This is a genomic window from Daejeonella rubra, from assembly GCF_900103545.1.
GTDB lineage: Bacteria > Bacteroidota > Bacteroidia > Sphingobacteriales > Sphingobacteriaceae > Daejeonella > Daejeonella rubra.
The window spans coordinates 1-20,403 of the sequence record NZ_FNHH01000020.1 but is presented as its reverse complement, the minus strand read 5'-3'; the positions used below and the strand labels follow the sequence as shown (position 1 = coordinate 20,403).

Annotated in this window: 14 protein-coding genes and 1 tRNA gene; 9 read left to right on the top strand and 6 right to left on the bottom strand. The window is 38.4% G+C overall.

Going from position 1 to position 20,403, the window contains the following annotated elements:
* Positions 1-231: 231 nt before the first annotated feature.
* Positions 232-642, top strand: a complete 411-nt coding sequence (locus BLR27_RS13115) for a hypothetical protein (protein WP_143007750.1) — start codon at positions 232-234, stop codon at positions 640-642.
* A 178-nt stretch (positions 643-820) separates the two neighbouring features.
* On the opposite strand, the gene BLR27_RS13110 is transcribed toward BLR27_RS13115, so the two are convergent.
* Positions 821-1,078 (bottom strand): GIY-YIG nuclease family protein, encoded by a 258-nt coding sequence (locus BLR27_RS13110; protein ID WP_090705581.1) that lies wholly within the window; start codon positions 1,076-1,078, stop codon positions 821-823.
* Between the two features lie 126 nt (positions 1,079-1,204).
* Positions 1,205-1,278: transfer RNA gene (locus BLR27_RS13105), tRNA-Met, on the bottom strand.
* A 633-nt stretch (positions 1,279-1,911) separates the two neighbouring features.
* On the opposite strand from BLR27_RS13105, the gene BLR27_RS13100 reads away from it, so the two are divergent.
* The 3 genes from BLR27_RS13100 to BLR27_RS13090 all read left to right on the top strand — a co-directional run bounded on the left by BLR27_RS13100 (position 1,912) and on the right by BLR27_RS13090 (position 5,116).
* Positions 1,912-2,292 carry an START-like domain-containing protein gene (locus tag BLR27_RS13100; RefSeq protein ID WP_090705579.1) on the top strand — a complete coding sequence of 127 codons (381 nt, stop codon included), beginning with the start codon at positions 1,912-1,914 and terminating at the stop codon, positions 2,290-2,292.
* 27 nt (positions 2,293-2,319) lie between these two features.
* Complete coding sequence (locus BLR27_RS13095; protein ID WP_090705577.1) at positions 2,320-3,744, top strand: LptF/LptG family permease; 1,425 nt, start codon at positions 2,320-2,322, stop codon at positions 3,742-3,744.
* Positions 3,745-3,910: 166 nt separating this feature from the next.
* Positions 3,911-5,116 (top strand): bifunctional 3,4-dihydroxy-2-butanone-4-phosphate synthase/GTP cyclohydrolase II, encoded by a 1,206-nt coding sequence (locus BLR27_RS13090; protein WP_090705576.1) that lies wholly within the window; start codon positions 3,911-3,913, stop codon positions 5,114-5,116.
* 3 nt (positions 5,117-5,119) lie between these two features.
* Here the strand turns inward: BLR27_RS13090 and BLR27_RS13085 are convergent, their stop codons facing one another.
* A complete protein-coding gene (locus tag BLR27_RS13085; protein WP_245704513.1) occupies positions 5,120-9,568 on the bottom strand; it encodes a translocation/assembly module TamB domain-containing protein in 4,449 nt (1,482 codons plus the stop codon).
* A 92-nt stretch (positions 9,569-9,660) separates the two neighbouring features.
* On the opposite strand from BLR27_RS13085, the gene tsaD reads away from it, so the two are divergent.
* Positions 9,661-10,662 carry a tRNA (adenosine(37)-N6)-threonylcarbamoyltransferase complex transferase subunit TsaD gene (gene tsaD / locus BLR27_RS13080; RefSeq protein WP_090705572.1) on the top strand — a complete coding sequence of 334 codons (1,002 nt, stop codon included), beginning with the start codon at positions 9,661-9,663 and terminating at the stop codon, positions 10,660-10,662.
* A gap of 57 nt (positions 10,663-10,719) precedes the next feature.
* Complete coding sequence (locus BLR27_RS18545; protein WP_176767704.1) at positions 10,720-10,890, top strand: hypothetical protein; 171 nt, start codon at positions 10,720-10,722, stop codon at positions 10,888-10,890.
* A 171-nt stretch (positions 10,891-11,061) separates the two neighbouring features.
* Here the strand turns inward: BLR27_RS18545 and BLR27_RS13075 are convergent, their stop codons facing one another.
* Complete coding sequence (locus BLR27_RS13075) at positions 11,062-12,369, bottom strand: hypothetical protein (RefSeq protein ID WP_090705571.1); 1,308 nt, start codon at positions 12,367-12,369, stop codon at positions 11,062-11,064.
* 213 nt (positions 12,370-12,582) lie between these two features.
* Complete coding sequence (locus BLR27_RS13070; RefSeq protein ID WP_176767703.1) at positions 12,583-14,658, bottom strand: alpha/beta hydrolase family protein; 2,076 nt, start codon at positions 14,656-14,658, stop codon at positions 12,583-12,585.
* A gap of 451 nt (positions 14,659-15,109) precedes the next feature.
* Here BLR27_RS13070 and BLR27_RS13065 point away from each other — a divergent pair, with 451 nt between their 5' ends.
* From BLR27_RS13065 to BLR27_RS13055, 3 genes are all read left to right on the top strand, one after another.
* On the top strand, positions 15,110-15,670 hold the full coding sequence (locus BLR27_RS13065; protein WP_090705567.1) for a hypothetical protein: 561 nt from the start codon (positions 15,110-15,112) through the stop codon (positions 15,668-15,670).
* Between the two features lie 224 nt (positions 15,671-15,894).
* Positions 15,895-16,875 carry a hypothetical protein gene (locus tag BLR27_RS13060; RefSeq protein WP_221406341.1) on the top strand — a complete coding sequence of 327 codons (981 nt, stop codon included), beginning with the start codon at positions 15,895-15,897 and terminating at the stop codon, positions 16,873-16,875.
* Positions 16,876-16,877: 2 nt separating this feature from the next.
* Entirely contained in the window at positions 16,878-18,431 is a 1,554-nt protein-coding gene (locus BLR27_RS13055; protein ID WP_090705566.1) for a phosphatase PAP2 family protein, read from the top strand.
* Between the two features lie 106 nt (positions 18,432-18,537).
* Here the strand turns inward: BLR27_RS13055 and BLR27_RS13050 are convergent, their stop codons facing one another.
* Positions 18,538-20,175 carry a S8 family peptidase gene (locus BLR27_RS13050; RefSeq protein ID WP_090705564.1) on the bottom strand — a complete coding sequence of 546 codons (1,638 nt, stop codon included), beginning with the start codon at positions 20,173-20,175 and terminating at the stop codon, positions 18,538-18,540.
* Positions 20,176-20,403: the final 228 nt, after the last annotated feature.

Genomic DNA, 20,403 nt, shown 5'->3' with positions numbered 1-20,403 from the left:
TGCATTTTCTATAAGCTTCTTTGGTATTTAAATATTATTTGTTTTATAAAATGCGTGTGCAGCAAATGTGTTTGAACAAATAGAGAGCTTGGGCAGGCTTGTTTATGAGTTATTTCTCAATAGTACTATGTATTGCATGGTATTATAAAATTTATATATTTGTACCGAAGTATTAATCGGTCAATAAGTTTGAAATCCTTAAAAAATTTAAACAAGCAGAAAATTAAAAATATGAAAAGTATAATAATCACCTTATTTATTTCCCTTACAGGGACATTAAGCACTTTCGCGCAATGCGAAGAGAATGCAATGCTAAACACATCAAAAACAAATCTGGCAGATCCATCCGGAGAACCGATTGGGGTAAAGGATGAAAGAACCGTACTCAGGTTTTCTAAGACAGCTATTATGCTCAATATAGACGGTGTGGACAGGGGTGAACTGAAGATCGTTTCTCAGTCCTGCAATTGGACGGTACCTTATAAAGAAGGAAAAAGCGTAATTAAGGCAAAATTGAATGATTGGGATTACACACTTACCATTGAAGGAAAAGAAGGCAGGGTTAATCTCCACGTTGTAAAAAATGAGTCGGATGACAGTATTCTCTCAATGACGGTGGATAAATTCGAAAAAATGAATTGAAGATCTGCTGGCTGGTTCTTTAATAAGGGGTTCTGTGTGCCTTTCTGGCCCCTGGTTGGTGGCAAATTAGCTTAATTATAAAAGTTCCTGAAAAGGGTCTTCAGTATTAGCGGGGAGTAGTCCCGATAGCTATCGGGAGAAAGCTGTCCGCTCTGGGTGGGTATGAATCATGGGATTTTTAATTGTCTTTCCGCAGCTTAATCATATTCCAAATCTCAGCACGTCCTTTTGCACCCTTAAAGTTTTTTTCTCTTTTCATTGCTTCAGCTTTACTTGTATATTCTTCTGTGTAAATCAAGACCCATGGCCTGAACTTTATAGTCCATCCTTTGGACGCAAATATGTTGTGTGATTTCAACCTGCTCTCCAGATCAGATGTAAACCCTATATAGATTTTATTATAAGATGGGCAGTGCAGTACATAAACAGTAAACATAAATTAAATCTACCTCTGCAAACTGTAATATAATTATAGTGGAATTCTTAAATATTAGGTTTGGAGAATAATTGGCGCACAAGAAGTAGCTTAAACTAAGAAAGGCCCAAAAAGGGCCTCTCTACGTAGCGGGGAGCAGGATCGAACTGCCGACCTCAGGGTTATGAATCCTGCGCTCTAACCATCTGAGCTACCCCGCCGTACTATATTTATTTCACATCAATTATCAAACTCCGTCAGCCCCGGGCGGATATGAATCCTGCTCCGCCTTTGGGCGGATACCCCGCCGTACTATATTTATTTCATATCAATTATCAAACTCCGTCAGCCCCGGGCGGATATGAATCCTGCTCCGCCTTTGGGCGGATACCCCGCCGTCTATATTTATTTCATATCAATTATCAAACTCCGTCCGCCCCGGGCAGGATATGAATCCTGCTCCGCCTTTGGGCGGATACCCCGCCGTACTATATTTATTTCACATCTATTATCAAACTCCGTCCGCCACAGGCGGATATGAATCCTGCTCCGCCTTTGGGCGGATACCCCGCCGTACTATATTTATTTCACATCAATTATCAAACTCCGTCAGCCCCGGGCGGATATGAATCCTGCTCCGCCTTTGGGCGTATACCCCGCCGGATTTGTCTTGTTTGCTGTGTATTAATGATTTATCTTAGGTCGGATCCGGAAATTAATCCGAATGTTTTTGCCGTTAGATAATTCAAACAACGCTGCCTTTCAAAACAGAGTTGCAAATATAGAGGAAATTACTTTTCTTTAGAAACTAATGCTAAAAAAAAGTCGCCAAGCGATGTAAAATAAATAAAGGAATGGCAGAAAAGATAAAGTTCAATGTCGAATATGAGGTAAAATCATCTCCTAAAATATTGTTTGGCTTTTTAAATGAGCCCAATGGCTTGGCTCAATGGTTTGCAGACGATGTAACCTACAGAGATCAGGTTTATACATTTACCTGGGATGGGGATCAGCAAAAAGCAAAATTGCTATCTATCAAAGAAAATAAACTGGTTAAGTTTAAGTGGCTGGACGATGAACCTCATTGTTATTTTGAGATGGAGATCGTTCAGGACGAACTAACCAATGACGTTGCTCTTTCAATAACTGATTTCGCACCTGAAGATGCAATTCAGGACCGTAAACTCATATGGGATAATCAGATTCAATATTTGATTAGCGTATTAGGGGCATAGAGATAAATTTTCTCTATTTTTATACCTGTGAAGAAAGTACACTTATTAGTGTTTAAGGCCTTTATAAGGCCTTTTATTGTTACATTTTTCATTGTCATGTTCATTTTGTTGATGTTATTTTTATTTAAATACATCGATGATCTGATTGGAAAGGGCTTTGAGTGGTATGTAATTCTTGAGTTGCTGATGTATGCATCAGCAACGAACGTTGCTATGGCGCTTCCTCTTGCCATACTTCTATCCTCAATAATGACATTTGGCAGCCTCGGTGAAAATTACGAGCTCGTGGCCATTAAATCTGCAGGCATCTCCCTGCAAAGAGCGATGATGCCTCTAATAATTGGCGTGAGTATGCTGAGTGTGGGCGCCTTTCTCTTCTCTGATTATATGCTTCCTGTTGCCAACCTGAAAATGGGATCCTTATTATATGATGTCCGTAATCAAAAGGCCGCCTTCCTTATAAAGGAGGGAATCTTCAATAACAGTATTCCCGGATATTCAATTCGTGTAAAGAAAAAAGATCCTGATCAAACCCTGCATGACGTTCTTATTTATGAACGAAATACAACCAGCGGTAATGTGAATACGCTGATGGCCAAAGAAGGTCAAATGTTTATCACAGATGATGATCAGCTTCTTGTTCTGAAGCTCAAGAATGGGAAACGCTATGAGGAAACCCCCGGAACTGCCGGAACCTATAATCCCAGACAAAGACTAATGCGGACGGAATTTAAGGAAACAGAGCAAAAATTTGATCTGTCGGGTTTCCAGTTAAAGCGGACTGACGAAGACCTCTTTAAATCAAATTATGCCATGCTCAATTTAAGGCAGCTTAATTTTTACAGGGATTCTTTTGAATTGAAAGGGGATAGTAATTTGAGGTCAACTTATAGAGATCTTACTATGCTTGCCCGAACTTACCGTACCGACTCTTTGAATCCGAAAGGACCGGTAAAAATCATTAAAAAGTATAAAAATGTTTTAGAACTGGTTCCTGTTGATAAAAGAATCCAATCAGTTCAGACAGCAAAGGATCAGATCAGATCTATTAAAGATATTTTAAGCCGGAAGGAATTGTTTATTGATGATAATGAGATACGCATGCGGGGTTTTTTAATAGAATTAAACAGAAAATTCACACTGGCTATGTCTTGTCTCGTTCTTTTCTTTATCGGAGCACCATTGGGCGCTATTATCCGAAAGGGAGGCTTGGGATTGCCTGTTGTAATGTCAGTATTATTTTTCCTGCTCTATCATATCATCTCAACCATTGGAGAAAAATCAGTTAAGGAAGGTACCCTTACCCCATTTATAGGAATGTGGATCGCCATCTTTGCCTTGACACCTTTAGGGATTTTTCTTACTTATAAGGCAACTGTTGACTCAGCACTTTTTGATCTTGATTTTTATAAGCGCTGGTTCAAACGACTTTTCGCAAAGACCCAGGAATAGATAGATGAATTTTTATTGCAAAGCATTGACGTATTTAGGTCGATATGAAATCTTAGGTGCAAAAAAATACTTAAATTTGCGGCCTGATTACAGCGGTCGCATTGCTCAGATAATGATTAATTTTTTTTATCCATTCTGAAACCGCCTGCCAAACAAGCCAAAAATTATGTTTAATACAATTGAAGAAGCAATAAACGATATTAAAGACGGTAAGGTTATTATTGTTGTTGATGATGAGGACAGAGAGAATGAGGGTGATTTTTTAACAGCAGCCTCTAACGCAACGCCGGAAATAATAAACTTTATGGCTACTCATGGCCGGGGATTGATCTGTGCTCCTTTAACTGAAGAGCGGTGTAAAGAGTTGAGACTGGACCTGATGGTTGGCAATAATACTGCAGCTTTTGAAACAAACTTTACTGTTTCTGTGGATCTGATCGGGCATGGATGTACTACCGGTATCTCAGCTTCGGATCGTTCAAAAACTATACTTGCACTTATCGATCCTAAAACCAGTCCTGAAGAACTGGGCCGACCTGGTCATATATTTCCTTTAATAGCCAAGCATGGCGGAGTTCTGCGCAGAGCAGGGCATACTGAGGCAGCAGTTGATCTTGCTGCTATGGCGGGGCTTGAGCCTGCAGGTGTTTTGGTTGAAATATTGAAGAATGATGGAGAAATGGCAAGATTGCCGGATCTTCTGATCATTGCAAAGCAATTTGACCTTAAAATAATAAGTATTAAGGATCTGATCTCTTACAGGTTAAAAACAGAGTCCCTGATAAAAAAAGAAGTTTCTGTTAAATTACCTACTCAATGGGGTGATTTTGAAATGGTTGCTTATACTCAGATAACTACCGGTGACCAGCATCTTGCCTTGATAAAAGGTAGCTGGGAAGAAGATGAACCGGTTCTTGTAAGAGTCCATAGTTCATGCATTACCGGTGATATTTTTGGTTCATGCCGTTGTGATTGTGGCCCTCAGCTTCATAAAGCAATGGAGATGATCGAGAAAGAAGGTAAAGGCGTGATCATCTATATGAATCAGGAAGGTCGTGGTATTGGGCTTATCAACAAGCTGCATGCTTATAATCTTCAGGAAAACGGAGTGGATACTGTAGATGCCAATTTGCAATTGGGATTCCCAATGGATCAGCGCGATTATGGGATTGGGGCACAAATATTAAGAAGTCTTGGTATTAAGAAAATGAGGCTGATGTCAAACAATCCTACCAAACGTTCCGGTTTGATTGGCTATGGCTTAGAGGTGGTTTCCAACATTCCGATTGAAATAAAGTCCAATATCCATAATGAGCTTTACCTGAAAACAAAACGGGATAAGATGGGTCATACCATCATGAAAAACATTTAATTTTTATTCTTTTTTGAGCTCTGGCTCTTCAGGTTTAATAGCATTGATGTCCTGAACAGGTTTTTCATCCGCCTTTTCGCGTTCTTCTTTTCTCTTGTTTCCAATAAGAATACCAAGGAGTTCCTTAAAGCTATCGAAATCCCTCCGATAAACCAATCCTATTGCGCTAACGTAATCATTATTAGAAAGGTTGCTCAGGAAACTTCGGTTATTAAGTCTGTTTGATGCCCGGAGTACAAGGTCTCCATTCTTTTTGATCAGATATAATGCTTCAACATCACGGGCAACTTCTGTTCCTCCTCCAATTACAGAAAAGTCGGAAAAGGTCCTGGTATTGTTTGTTCTGTCAGTAACACCACCTGTCAGAATCAAACGGTCATTCAAAAAGCGGAAGGATGCACTGGCTTCATTAAAAGAACGAATATTCAGATCTACAAAATTCAGGTTCAAGGATTGAGTTAGAATGGTATTGAGCTGATTAAAGAATAATTCAGATCCAGCGCTGATAAATGTTGAGGTAGCAATACCTCCAATGCCATCGCTTTGCTCTGAACTTCCTGCAAATGAGCGCCTTACAATTAAGCTCAAAGCCTGCTGATTGGTATTGTTAACATCACTCAGATAGGATTGAAGTTCATCTTTGATGTACGCATTTGCAGGGAAATTTATGTCGAATGCAATATTAGGAGTTAGTAGTGGACCGCTTAGATTCATTACCGCTTCTGCAGCAACTTTTTGGTTATCTTGGGTTGGCCGTCCTGCAGCTAAATATAGCGGGCCAATACTTGCACGAACCTCGTAAAGGGCCTTCAGATTAATAGCAGCTTCCACAGGATTTCCTGTCCATCGGATAGATCCTCCCTCACTGATCTTAAAGAGTTTATTAATAAAATCCTGGGCAGTAAACTGGAACTTTCCGCTGCTGATCAGGTAATCTCCATACATCTCAAAGTCACCAAGACTTGTAATATTCAAACTGAGCTGCGACTGTCCGCGTCCGGATAACCTACCCAGATCCGTAAAAATATTAACCTCTGTATCTTCATCAACCTGCAGATCGAAGTCCATCGTAAGTCCTTTAAAGGAAGTCTCTTTTGGCTTGTTTAATGATGAATCCTTAGCTACAAAAGTTATAAAATCAGTTTTACTAACCGTAGCAGATGAGTTAAGGGGTATGTTAAAAATTGTTCCGGCCTCAGTTTTAGCGTTTATTATTATCCGCATATCATTTGTGGGGCCATTAAAGCTAAATGATCCGGTACCAAAAGCCACTCCATAATAAAGTGGATTGTCTTTGGAAGTAGTATTTAAGGCCATGAAGTTATTAGCCTGAAGGTTTATATGGATCTCCGGATTATTGGGATTGGCCATATCAACAGTTCCATTGGCAATAGCCTCATTATTATTAATGTCTCTTAATTTGAGGTTTGTCAGTTTGATCACACTGTTCTCAACTTCAACTTTGTCTGTTATTTTATAAGGAGTTTTCAGGTAATTCACGGTCATTCCTGCTTCATTTAGAGACAGGCCTCCGTTAATCTTTGGATTATTAAGTTTTCCAGTTACTGTAAGTTCAGCTGATACCTTGCCATACATGTTTGAAACCAGGTTCTTCAATAATGGTTGAAACAGAATTACCTCATTATCGTTCATCTGAACCTTCATGTCGAGACTATTCTGGTCACTATTTGCATTATAAGTGCCGTCTATATCAAGAGTGGTTTTGCCCTGATTCACAATGTCCATTTTTACGTTGATGAGCTTTGTTGAATTATCAAGCCCTGCAGTCATATTCAGGTCTCCAATGGCTATTTTGTTATAATTGAGACTATCGATCTTGATCCCGGCTTCTAAATTGGGCGTTCCTCCCAGTCCTGAAAGAGTTGCTTCTCCGTTCAGGGTACCTCCTAATGTAATCCCCATAGGTTTAGTTAGGGAATTGAATGTAGTTAGCTTGAACGTATTGAAACCTACCAGCAATTTATCTTCAGGGTTTTTAGATATTATCCCATCAATGGTCAACATCTGATTGTCCTTGAAAAGCTCAAAGCCGGTAATTTTTGTCCTTCTTAATAAACTAAATGCCTGGTCTTTTTCTCTTCCTTCGTCGAAGCTAAAACTAACTTTTTCCTGTATTTTCCAAACCTCCCTGTTAATAATTACATCAGAAGGTAAAACACTTAAGCGAATCCTTTCTTCTCCTTCCGTTTTAAATTCAACCAATGAGTTTAAATCCAGCTGGTTAGTAGCATTTTTGTCAGAAAGTTTAATGTTGAGGCTTAAGCTATCATTTCTTAGGATATTCGCAATGTTGACATTTTTGATATACAGGCTGTCGGAAATATCAATTCTGTCAGAGGTAATGAACAGGTTCATGGCATTATCTGTTGTTCCTTCATCTATGATCAGGTCATTGATCTTTATTTTTTTGTATTGAATCAGCTTAATAAATCCATTCAGATTAGCAATGTTCTCAGATGACACAAATTTTCCATTAAAGTTTGCCTGTTCCGGAATCTTCAGGTCAGGAATCAATAACATACTGATCGGATCAAAATACTTGATGTTTAAACTGAATTCAAAATCCTGCTTTCCCGGAGTTACGTATTTTAATCCCAGTGAGGGGATATACCTGTTGGCAACTGATTTAAAATAGGACGGTAAGGTTTTCAAATCATATTGTCCCTTGATGCTGGCATCGAGTATATCAGAACCTATATTTAGCGAACGCTGTGATCCGGTTCCGATAGCCCTCAAATTGACAGAATCAACAATGAAAGAATTTTTGGGATTAGTTAACTGAATTCTGTTGATCGCAACAGTACCTTCAATGTTTTCAAGATTAGAGCCTGAAAAATTAGTATTTAATTCTGCATCTATCTGAACGGTATCCTTCACGAAATTCAGCTTGTGCAGATTTGCACCCCTGACTACCGCATGAAAATTAAAGATGGGCCTTTCTGGATTAAGATTAATATTGCCGTCAAAATCAAGATCCAGATTGCTGTCGTCAACCTTGATCTGCCCATTGAATATCTTATTGATAAAGCTGCCATCTACATCTATATTACTGTACCGGTATCCATTATAGTCAAAATATTTAATGTCTGTTTTAATCTTTTCCTGCAAGCTGTTGAACTTAAATCCCTTACCGGAAATAGTTGCTGAAAGTGTAGTTCTCCCAAGATCACTGCGACCAAACACATCGCCGATGTTGAAATCATAAGCCTTTATTGTTCCATTATAGGCAGGAACAGAATTTTTACCGATCTTCATGTTGATATCAGTTACCAGTCGGCCAGCTTTTGTTTTAAACTCGCCGAAGGATATGAAATCATTGATAAATCCGGTAAACCTTCCTTTGAAGTTAATGGTGCCTAATTTGTTTGCAAATTCAGGAATAATAGATTTTTTTGAACCTGTTGCACGGGCCAGAATTAAATCAATATCCTTCTTATTTGTTGATACCTGCTCAAAATTCAGGTCCATTAATGTTTGTTTCATTAATGGAAGGCCCTTTATTGAAAAATCTCCTTTTACATAGGTTGCCTGTCCGCTTTGAATGATCAGCCCCTTCGCCTTAAGGTCATTTACATATCCGGATACCTTACCGTTAAGCTGCAGAATAACGGATGATTTTGCCAGATTCGGCGAAAAATAGGCTATGTCAGAACTGTTTAATTTGGTATTCCTGAAATCTGTTTTCAGATAAACTTTACTGACGAACTGCCCGAAATCTTTAAAAGTTGAATACTTTAACTGTAAATAATCACTTAGTTTACTGTCTGGTGTTTCAAGCAAAAGATCCCTGAACTCCATTTGATCTTTATCTATTGTCGCATTGGTAGTCAGGCTCTTCAAATAAAAGCCGCTTTTTTCTCTGAAGGTCATGTTTTTTACCCCCATTTTAACCAAATGCTTTTTGGTATCCAGATCAAGAACTGTACTGCTGAAATTACTTAAATAGATATCGTTAAAATTTATTCCATTGACAGGCTTGGTGTTATTGAAGTTCTTGTATTTGAAAGCGATATTGTTAAGTACAATTTTATTTAAAATAACATCAAAGGGTTTACCTGTTTTCTTTTTAGGTGTTTTTTTGCCGGTATCGAAATAATTGATAATGAAAGCGAGATTTGTGGTTTGGTCCTTATATTTCTTCAAATATATTTTCCCATTGTCCATTTGTATGGTATTAACCGAGATCTTTCTCAGTTTCAGGGATACGAAATTCAGATCCACAGTAAATTTGGGTGAGAATAACAGGGTGTCTTTTTCCCGATCTTCAACATATAAAGTGTCGAGAACCAGCGATTTGAATGGTTTAATATATAACCCTCCAACATACACTTTTGTATTCAGCTCTGTGGAAAGGTATTCCGCTGTTTTTTTAGCAATATAAGTTTGTACAGGCTTATATTGCAGAGAGAAAATAAGTAGAATGAGCAGCAATAAAAATGTTGCCAGTATCCAAAGGGTTATTTTTAGTGCTTTTTTGATAAATTTGTTTTTTATATGATCTATAACAATCTTACTCTATAGTTTTGGCAATCATCTTAGGCATTGAATCTTCCTGTGACGATACCTCTGCAGCAATATGTGTTGATGGCAAAATTCGCTCCAATATTATTGCCAGCCAGCTTGTCCATCAAAATTATGGCGGTGTAATTCCTGAATTAGCCTCCAGGGTTCATCAGCAAAATATAATTCCCGCCGTTCATCAGGCAATTTCTGATGCAAAAATACATAAAAATGAGATTGATGCTGTAGCTTTTACCCGCGGACCTGGATTATTAGGCTCTCTTTTAGTGGGTACATCTTTCGCAAAGGCTTTTGCACTTGCAAGGGGGCTTCCGTTGATTGAGGTAAATCACATGCAGGCACATATTCTTGCCCATTTTATTGGTGAGGATAAACCTTCTTTTCCATTTTTATGCCTAACTGTTTCAGGAGGACATACGCAGATAGTCCTTGTCAGAGACTATTTTGACATGGAAATCGTGGGTCAGACAACTGATGATGCCGCAGGGGAAGCATTTGATAAAACAGCTAAACTTCTTGGTTTACCTTATCCGGGTGGTCCACTAATTGATAAATATGCTAAGCAAGGGAATAAACATGCATATAAATTTCCTGAACCACAGATCCAAGGACTGGATTTTAGTTTTAGCGGACTCAAAACATCGATCATGTATTTTGTGCGGGATAGGATAAAAGAAGATCAGGATTTTTTAAAGAATAATCTTTTCGATGTTTGTGCTTCTGTACAGGAAAGGATCATTTCCATATTATTGAATAAGCTTAAGAAGGCATCTGCTCAATATAATATACACAGTATCGCAATTGCAGGTGGAGTATCTGCTAATTCCGGGCTAAGAACGGCCTTAAATGAGTCAGCCGCTGACCTAAACTGGAAAGTTTATATTCCAAAGTTTGAATATTGCACTGATAATGCAGCAATGATTGCAATTGCGGGGCACTATAAATTTATTAAGCAGGATTTTGTTGGTCAGGATATTGCTCCTTTGGCCCGAATGCAGTTTTAATTATTTTCATTCGTTGTTATAAATTATAAAACACGAGATTTACGATCTACAAAAATTATGAGCGCAGCAAGTATTATATTCTTTTTAGTCTTCTTAATACCTTTAACAGGATTATTGATCTGGGTGATGCGTCAGGATAAACGCAAAGGCAAAATTGGACTTTATGTCCTGGCTTTTATCGTGATAGTTGGTATCTGGTTCATGTATCTGATGACAAAAGGAAAATAATCGTACTCAAATAGCCTTGTTTTTCCTATTTTTTTTCTGATCTTCTGTCGCTTTTTAACTGAACGTATATTTGTCGCAGCGTTTTTACCTAAAATAGGTAAGCCCTAAAAACTGCTATCCGACATCCTTTGCATAAAATATCGAACAGCAGATTTTAATCAAAGTTCTGAATTACTTTAGTCTCGACTGAAATTCAGAAATCACATCTTTATATGTATTCAGGATTCTGTCCCATGGCGTAAAAGATTCGTCTTCCTTCACACTTGTTTTTGCATTACCACTGTATTCGCTGACTAATTTAATCGTGTATTTTAATGGTAATATGTCAGCCTGCTTCACTATTATTCTTGTTCTGATTGTATTGTTCAAGAAATTTTTCACGTTCCAACTAGTCCGAACATACCCTGTCTCTCTGTCTGCCAGTTCAATATTATCAAAATAGTTCATTGTAATCTGGCTCAGGATCTTCCAGGCCTCTTCTTCAGGTCTGCCGGTTTCAATTGTAAAGTTAATATTAGCCTGATCGCTTTGAACTGAACTGGTAAATGCCTCATCAACAGCTAAAATCAAATGTTCTGAAACGGGCGGAGGCTGAACTCCATCTTCATTACAATAGTTCTTTTTTGATGGAACAAATCCTGCTTTTTCAACAATTACCTCCACACACTGCCCAAAAGGTATCCTAACTTTGTATTCTCCCGTACCCATCACACGGCCATCTATTTTTATAGTAGCATCCTCAGGTGTTGTTCTAACCGCAACAAGACGGTCTTTAAGTATTATATTCTCAGTTAAAGGTGGTAAAGGCTGGCCATCCTTGGCACAATATTGCTTCTCAATGGTAACAAATCCTTCCTTTACATATTGTACAGTTATGCAGGTCTGCACCGGAATAACGACTTCAGCATTACTATCCCCAATTGCCTTACCATTCACAATCACCTGAACATCAGACGGAACAGTCTTGACAAACATAGACCTGTCAGTAAGAGCAATTACTTCATCTATCGGCGGCACATCCATACCCTGTCTGTTATGGTAGGTTTTAAACTTGGTAAAAAAACCAGGCTTCTTCACTTCTACGGTTACAGTGGCATCTTTTCTAACCTCAACCCAAGCTGTACTGGCAGACTGAACAGCCCCTTCAATATATATCTTTGCATCATAAGGCTGTGCATTTACCCGCACGAGCCGGGTATCCAGAACAATGCGATCCTCCTTAGGCAGAGTGACACTTTTAGAATTTATATAGGTCTTGGAAAAGGGCTTATATCCATCCAGACGAACCACAATTGTAATCGGCTCATCTTTATCAATCTTAATCATGGCACTTCCTGTTCCTATATTTATTTCCTTTTTATCAGAACCCACTTTATAAATTGTAGCTTCACTCGGACTGCAAATAATTGTAAGACTTTTATCCGCCCAAGCTTGAACGGTAAAGAGAAGGAATACAAAAATCAAGTAAAGATGTTTCATAAATTCTATAATTAAGAAAAAGTTTAATTTCTAAAGAAACACGGTATTTTTTTATTTTGCAAATATTTCATCCATTATATTTATTAAGCAGATAAATGTAAAGGAATTAAAAGTTTGAAAATCAGTAGGCTAATAGAATAATCACAACTTTATCTAAGCATATAATTTCACTGGAGGAGTATTTAACCTCTTTCCTAAGAAATAATGAAACGGTTAAGACACACCCACTGCTCCCATGGATTCAATTTGAATCAATTTTTTCCGGCCAAGCTCACGATAACAATCAGGAAGATCGAAGTGTTTCAGAACTCCCGGCAGCAAGGTTGAAAGTGGCCAGTTAAATTCTTCATTTTCTGCAATTTCGGAATAACTGCTCAACGCATTTTTAAAGGTGACCTGTTTAACATTTTCTGATATTACAGCAGCAAATGTTGCAGGAATTGTGCCCCAGCCCTTCGCTGCAAGGTGTATTTCTTCATGTCCGCAGGAAATAAGCCAATCAATGATACGAAGCAGATCGAATGTTTTTTGTCCGGTATATGGAGAATTCAGCATGATGCCATGCGCTGCATAAAAATAGTCATTGCCATAGGACCCGAAAAAATCATCGCCACAGGTATTTGGTTTAGATTCTCCTATCCCACGTACATCGCATGCATAAACCGCAGAAGCTGGTTCTGAAAGTATAAGTTCTCTCAAAAAAGACTCCTGACGTAATTCATTATCAGCCGAAAGATGAGAAACGTACAGAACAGCCCGTTTAATACCGGCAGGAGGTCTGGAGATCAGTTCAGTATCAGATAAGCGATAAACAGGTAAAGTTATCCCTTCCTCAGTCTCAACAACATAGGTAGCAGCATATTTTTTCGGGTAATGGCGTCCTGAATCTGTCCTTAGGATCCGATACTCCGGCGTACCAATTCGGGAAGGAAGTTTTAGAGCTGTTTGAATGAGCTTTTTCAAGCCATCTCCCCTGGGAGTTCCTCTCCTGGCATTCAAAGACTGGGAAATTTCTTTTGTAAAGGAAGCAAGCGTTCGCGGACCGGACTCTCCAACCTGACCATGAGATGTACACCAGAGCAATTCAATTTCTTCCAGTTTTAGATCAGGTTCTGATTTAGCATCAGATATTCCGGTTACTTTATTGAACCAGGAATACATGGCTTCCCGATTATGCTTTGAGAAACCATGGTATTCGGGACCGGCAAAAAATTGAATATTATCTTCGGCTCCGAGTAATTTATAGAGTTTTTTGAGCTTATTATATGATTTTTGTGCTCCACGCACATCAAAAAAATCCTTTTCCTGACTCAGTAGAATGACTGGTTTTGGCGCCATCGCAGCAATAAAATCAAGGTGATCAAGTCCCAGACTTATTGCCCCCGGAGGGCATTGTTCTATATCTGCCGGCAATTCATTTTTCAGATTCTGCTCAAAACCAACTACAAAACAGCTTGGTGCTGCCATAGTCAACCTTGGCTCTGCTCCGCATAACCAGGTAGCTTGAGTACCACCGCCTGAATTCCCTGTTACCCCAATATGTTTCGAATCAACTTCAGGCCTGCTCAGTAAATAATCAACACAGCGAATACAGTCCCACGTAAACCATGAGCTTAATGACTCTCCGTTAAGAACCATTTGCTTGCCGGAATAATTATGTTCAGAAACCCCGATCCCATGAATTGGCTTTAGGTCTTTAGTCAAATATTGAACACGTTCTCCCTGGCCGATCGGATCAAAAATCAAAACCACATAACCCTGACGTGCAAGTCCTTGGGCAAATGATTGATATATCGGTGTTGCCTTTCCAGGATCGCCATGGCCACAGGTCCCGATCACTCCGGGAAGCGGAAACTTTCGTCCTTTAGGAACATATAAATTAGCTGTCACTGGAAAACCAGGCCGACTATCAAAAACAATTTTCTCTATTCTATAGGTATCCCGTTCAATAATGCCAGTTATTCGGGCATTTAATGATGTTTTTTCAGGCCAGGGCCCAAAACATTGAGCGATTTTTGATCGTACGTCAAGAATATATTTCTCAGCATCTTGTTTTGTCTTCAGGGAAGCACGCTTTCTCGCAGAATTTTCTTCAAAAGACCCTACTCTTTTTTCAAAATGATCCTGCATCATCCTGGGGAAACGATTGAAAGGCTGAATAACTTCATCCGGCAATGTGTTAATCTCCGAACCAGCAATTTCTGCATTAGCCGGAAGGATATTTACTCCGGTGAAACCCAAACCTGCCATTCCTGCAAGCCTGATAAAATCTCTGCGATTGTTCTTCATTTTAAAAATCGAATACTAACTGAATCTTCCAATATAAAACCAGCAAAAAATACCATTATTAACACGTTGTAACAAGAGCATTCCTGGTAGTTCAATTTACAAGTTTGTTAAATATTTTCAGAACTAGATTAATTTTCAATCTTATTTTCGCTGCTATAGTTAAGATTTTGATAATAAGTCTCATCATTTTTGCAGATATTATATACTGCTGAATTCCTGCATCAGGCAGATTTCTCTATTCGCTTCCCTTAATCAGGAAACAATATCTCATTCTGATAAATATTTCATTCCGTCCTTTCATTCAATCACATAGAAAACAAAATCAGACATTTCATCAAAAAAATCTATTTAAAAAATTTAAACATTTCTAACAATCATTTTTTATATTGCATTAAAAAGTGATCTATATCACTTTTTTTAATAGCCTGAAAAGGCATAAAAAATATTATAAATGCTGAAAAGCCTTGCTGCTTTATTTCTCATTAGTGTTCTCAGTTTTAACTGGTATGGCTTTGACCTATTGGTTAATATTCTGGAAACCCATTATGATCAGGAATTAGAGAAGGCATTGGATGAAAATGACTATGATACAACCCAGATCATAGAGCTGGATGCTAAAGTCATTTTACCGTATGTAGCCGATATGACTGACTTCGAAAGGATTGACGGTGAGGTCATGATTAATGGGGTTTATTATAAATTTGTGGAACGCAAATATGAAAATGGCCGGATCATTTATCGTTGTATACCGAATACCAATAAGATAAAATTGCACCATGCCAGATCCACTTTCATTGAATTAATGAATGAAATACAGGCAGCTCCTGAAAACCACAAACAAACTTCCAACTCATTGTCAGTTAAAAAGACGATAAGTGATTATGAATTACAGCACTACTCTAAATTAATCTGCAGTTTCCATGAACTTTTTTCAGCTGCAAGAAAGATAACCTCAATAACTAATACTGTTGCTTATTACAGTATTACTTCCCCTCCCCCCGAATTGGTTTAAATTCCTTTCAGAAATTGTATGCAACTATTGATGTGTACACCAAAAATTAATGGCTTCTGTTTTTATACTTAAAGTCTGCAGATCATTTTTTCAATGATTAATATGAATTCATAGATATTCATATTTCATGAATTGTGGATTTGATTGGTAATTCCGACCCTACAACTGCCCTATCAGTAAAAACAGAAGCTGATTTAAACTAATTATTTATTTTAATTAATGTTATGTTTTACCAAATAAAACAGACTTACCTGCATACGCATATTGCTTATAGCTGTAAGCTCATACTATTTATATTCCTATTATCAGGTTCTCCGCTCTTGATTTCTGCGCAAACTGAGAATGATGCCATCATGATGGGCAAAAACCTTTTTTGCACCGGAATTGTGTACGGCAACAGTAACTGGAACGAATACTGGGAGGGCACTCTCAAAAGAGAAAATGCAAATCTGGGAACGGTTTCCACTAATATGATCGGCCCAATGGGCAGTCTGGGTGTCAGTTCAAAGCTAAATGTGATCTTCAATTTACCATATATCAAAACACAGGCATCTGCAGGGCAATTGAAGGGTTTCAAAGGAATGCAGGATCTTTCCATATGGCTCAAATGGAAACCCGTTAAAAAGCAAATTGGGAAAGGGACCATGTCATTATTCGGAATAGGAGGATATTCAATCCCAAGCTCCGATTATGTTTCAGATTATCTGCCATTATCCATCGGACTGAGAAGCAGGAATCTTTCATTACGTGGCATGGCCGATTACCAGGTGGGAGTCTGGACTGCAACTGTTAGCGGAACTTATGTGCATCGTAGTAACATAGAGATCGACAGAAGCTCATACTATACTACTGAAATGCATTATTCCAATGAAGTTTATATGCCAGACGCGGCACAGGTAAACCTACGTATGGGATACAGAGGCAAATACTGGGTTGTTGAAGCTGTGGCTGATAACTGGACTACCCTTGGTGGTTTTGATATTACGCGTAACAATATGCCATTCCCGTCTAACCGCATGAATATGACACGCACTGGGATCAATATGAAATATGAGCCATCTTACCTAAAAGGTTTAACATTGATCGGTGGAGCCAATACTACTATAAGTGGCCGAAATGTCGGTAAATCGACCAATGTTCAGGCAGGTTTATTTTACATATTCAATCTGTCAGCTAAAAAATCTGATAAAAATCAAAAGAAATAATTATGAAACAAATATACATCCTATTCACTTTTGCTGCTTGCCTGCTGCTGGCAGCTTGTAGTAAAGATATTGAAGAAACCAATCTTCTTGCACCTGCACTCAACCCTACAAATGCTGATGCCAATGCTGGCAATTGGAAACCAATTTTACTAAGTTCTACAAGTGAAATTGCAGTTCAAGCGCCTATAGCAACCACTTCCCCTGACTATGTAGCTCAAATCAATGAGATCAAAGCCTGGCAGGGTAAGCTGAGCGAATCCGAACAAAAATCTATCAACTACTGGAGTGCAGGAGCCGTTTTAAGATGGAATGAAATAATGCGCGAGCTTGTAGCCAAATACAATTTGCCACCTGTATCTGATACAAATGGCGTATATCCATTACCAAATGCCAATAATCCGCTTGCATATCCATTCTTTCCATTCTCAAATCCACCTTATGCAGCAAGAGCCTATGCTTATGTGAGTGCGGCACAATATGATGCGTTAATCTCGGCTCATTACTATAAAACAAGGTATAAGCGCGACGCTCCATATGTAGTTGATCCACGAATTAGTCCGCTAACTAATAAAAGCACACTGTATTCATACCCTTCTGAGGATGCTGTGGTTATCGGTACAACAGTGGAACTTTTAAAATTACTATTCCCAGGTGAGCAGGATTTTATCCAGCAAAAAGCTGAAGAGCATCGCAGAGTCAGACTTATATCCGGTGCAAATGTCCGCGATGAGCTTGAAGCCGGTGAAGCATTAGGCCGAGCAGTAGCATTAAAATATGTACAGCGTGCCAGAACTGATCGTGCAGGAGCGGCTGCAGGTATTGTTAATGGAGTAGATGTTTGGAAAGAGTTTGAACTAGCTGCCATTCAACAGGGAGAAACCCCATGGATTAGCCAGGAAACGCCTATTCGTCCTCCAATGTTGCCATATTTTGGACGAATCAAAACATTTTTATTTGATTCACTTACTGTTGTGACGAAGATCAGACCAGCAGCGCCGCCATCAACCAAATCTGAAACTTTCAGGAAGGAGTTGGAAGAAGTACTTTTTTACAGCAAGAACCCTAACAGAGAACGTATACGAATGGTACATTTATGGGGAGATGGAGTTGGAACTTCCACTCCTCCGGGACACTGGAATGCAATTGCAGCCGAACACATGATCCCATTAAAATTAAGTGAAGCACGCTGGGCAAGAAATCTCGCTCTGTTAAATATGTCTCTCATGGATGCAGCAATAGTATGCTGGGATGCAAAGTTTACTTATTTTAATCCGCGACCTTCGCAACTCAATCCCGAAATTAAGACACTTACGGGACTGCCCAACTTCCCATCCTATATTTCAGGACATTCAACTTTCAGCGGGGCAGCCGCAACTATATTAGGTCACCTAATCCCTGAAAAGTCCAATATTTTTAATGAGATGGCCCTGGAGGCATCATTCTCAAGATTATATGGAGCAATACACTATAGAAGTGATTGTGAAGTTGGACTGGAAGTTGGTAAGAAAGTAGGCAATTATGCGATCCTACGAGCACAAAATGATGGTGCTAATTAACAATTGAAAATAGCTTCAATAAAAAATCCGGTATCCAATAAGGACACCGGATTTTTTACATTAAATCGGTTAACAGATTATTTAATAAAAAGTTTAGAAGAATGATCTATTTTGACTTTACGTTTGCAGTTGAATTAGTCTTTTCAGCTAACACTAAGGCATTATAAGCATTAACAACACCACCAGACACCGAAATTTCGCTAAGCAAGACTCTTTTGTTATCGCCCTCCTCCTTTATTTTGACCTTCTGTTCAACCTTGGTTACAGAATTCATGATGATATCCTTTACCTGCAAAGCTGTGAATTGGGGATAATGCGACCATATCAAGGCTGCTAATCCGGAAACAACCGGAGCAGCCATACTGGTACCATCATTTTCTTTATAGGTTGAACCTGGCATTGTTGAATTAATTTTCACGCCCGGGGCAAATACATCCACAGTTTTACCACCGAAATTAGAGAATGTAGCTACAAGGTCTTCATCATTTGTCCAACCAGTTGCTCCTACTTCTATCCAGCCCTCAGCAGTACCCATATTCACTCCAGTACTATCAGTAAACAAGCGGGTAGGAAAATTGTCTTCTTTTTCGGTATTCTTGGAATCATTTCCGGCAGCATGAACCAGGAGAACACCTTTAGAAACCGCATATTTTACGGCCTCATCTACAACCTTCTTATCCCAGGCATAGGCTTTACCAAAACTCATATTCAAGATCTTAGCACCATTATCAACTGCGTAACGAATTGCATTTGCTACATCTTTATCACGTTCGTCTCCATCAGGAACTGTACGAACTCCCATAATTTTAACACTATTTGCAACACCTCTTATTCCAATATCATTAGTTCGTATAGCTGAAACTATACCTGCCACATGGGTACCATGCTCAGCATCGGGACCTGTAATATCATTATTACCATAAATACGCTCATTACTATTAGAATAATCATCCCCAACTGAATCCTTCCTGGGATCAAAATCAACATTTAAATGATATTTAACCTCGGCATCATAATATTTAATGCCGTCTAATAATTCCTTATAAAACTTCTTGAAATCATCCTTCTTAAGCTCAGGCTTAATAAACTTAATTACCTGACTTTGCATATCATTAGATGGTTTATAGGTATTCAGGTCATCCACAGAAGGATTAACATTGTTCATACTGGATGTGATCTCATCGAGGTATTTTTTTATCATGGTTGTATTCTGCAATCCCATCTGAGCTGACTGTAGTTTAGCCATATAATCAGTAACTAATTTCTGATACAATTGAAATTCCTTACGCTCCTTTTCATTAAATGGAGTTGAATTTAAGGCAGAAGCATATTTTGGTTGATATTTATTTATCAAACGAATCAGCTCCATATTATCATGGTGTACATTGGTCTTAGCGGATCCAATAAAATTCCATCCATTGATATCATCAACATAACCATTCTTATCATCATCAATTCCATTCGCAGGAATCTCTTTGGTATTAACCCACATGATCTTTTTGAGATCTTCATGCTCCTCGTCTATACCACCATCAATGATAGCTACAATAACAGGAGTAGACTTCTTTCCTTTAAGTAGTTCTTTGTAAGCTTTTTCTGTACTGATTCCGAAAACACCATCATCTTTAAGATCAAGATTTTGCCAATTATCTTTTGGCTTTTCATCTTTGTCACTTTGTGCCAGGGCAAACAGTGGAAGAGTCAAAAGAGATGCGGTGTATAATATTTTACTGATAAAATTCATAATTCACTTTATAATAAATAATTCTAAGCTCAATATAACGAATAAATATACGCTACGGTATCTGGATATAGTATAAAACCAAAATATTACATATCCTGAATTCGTCAGGAGGACATTCCTTTCCTGATTTTCATTATAATGACATTGATTATAACTTATTGATTTTCAAGCAACTTTTATATGTAAAGTGCAACCCATTTTTTCTGCTTCTTTTTGCAGACGGGCAAT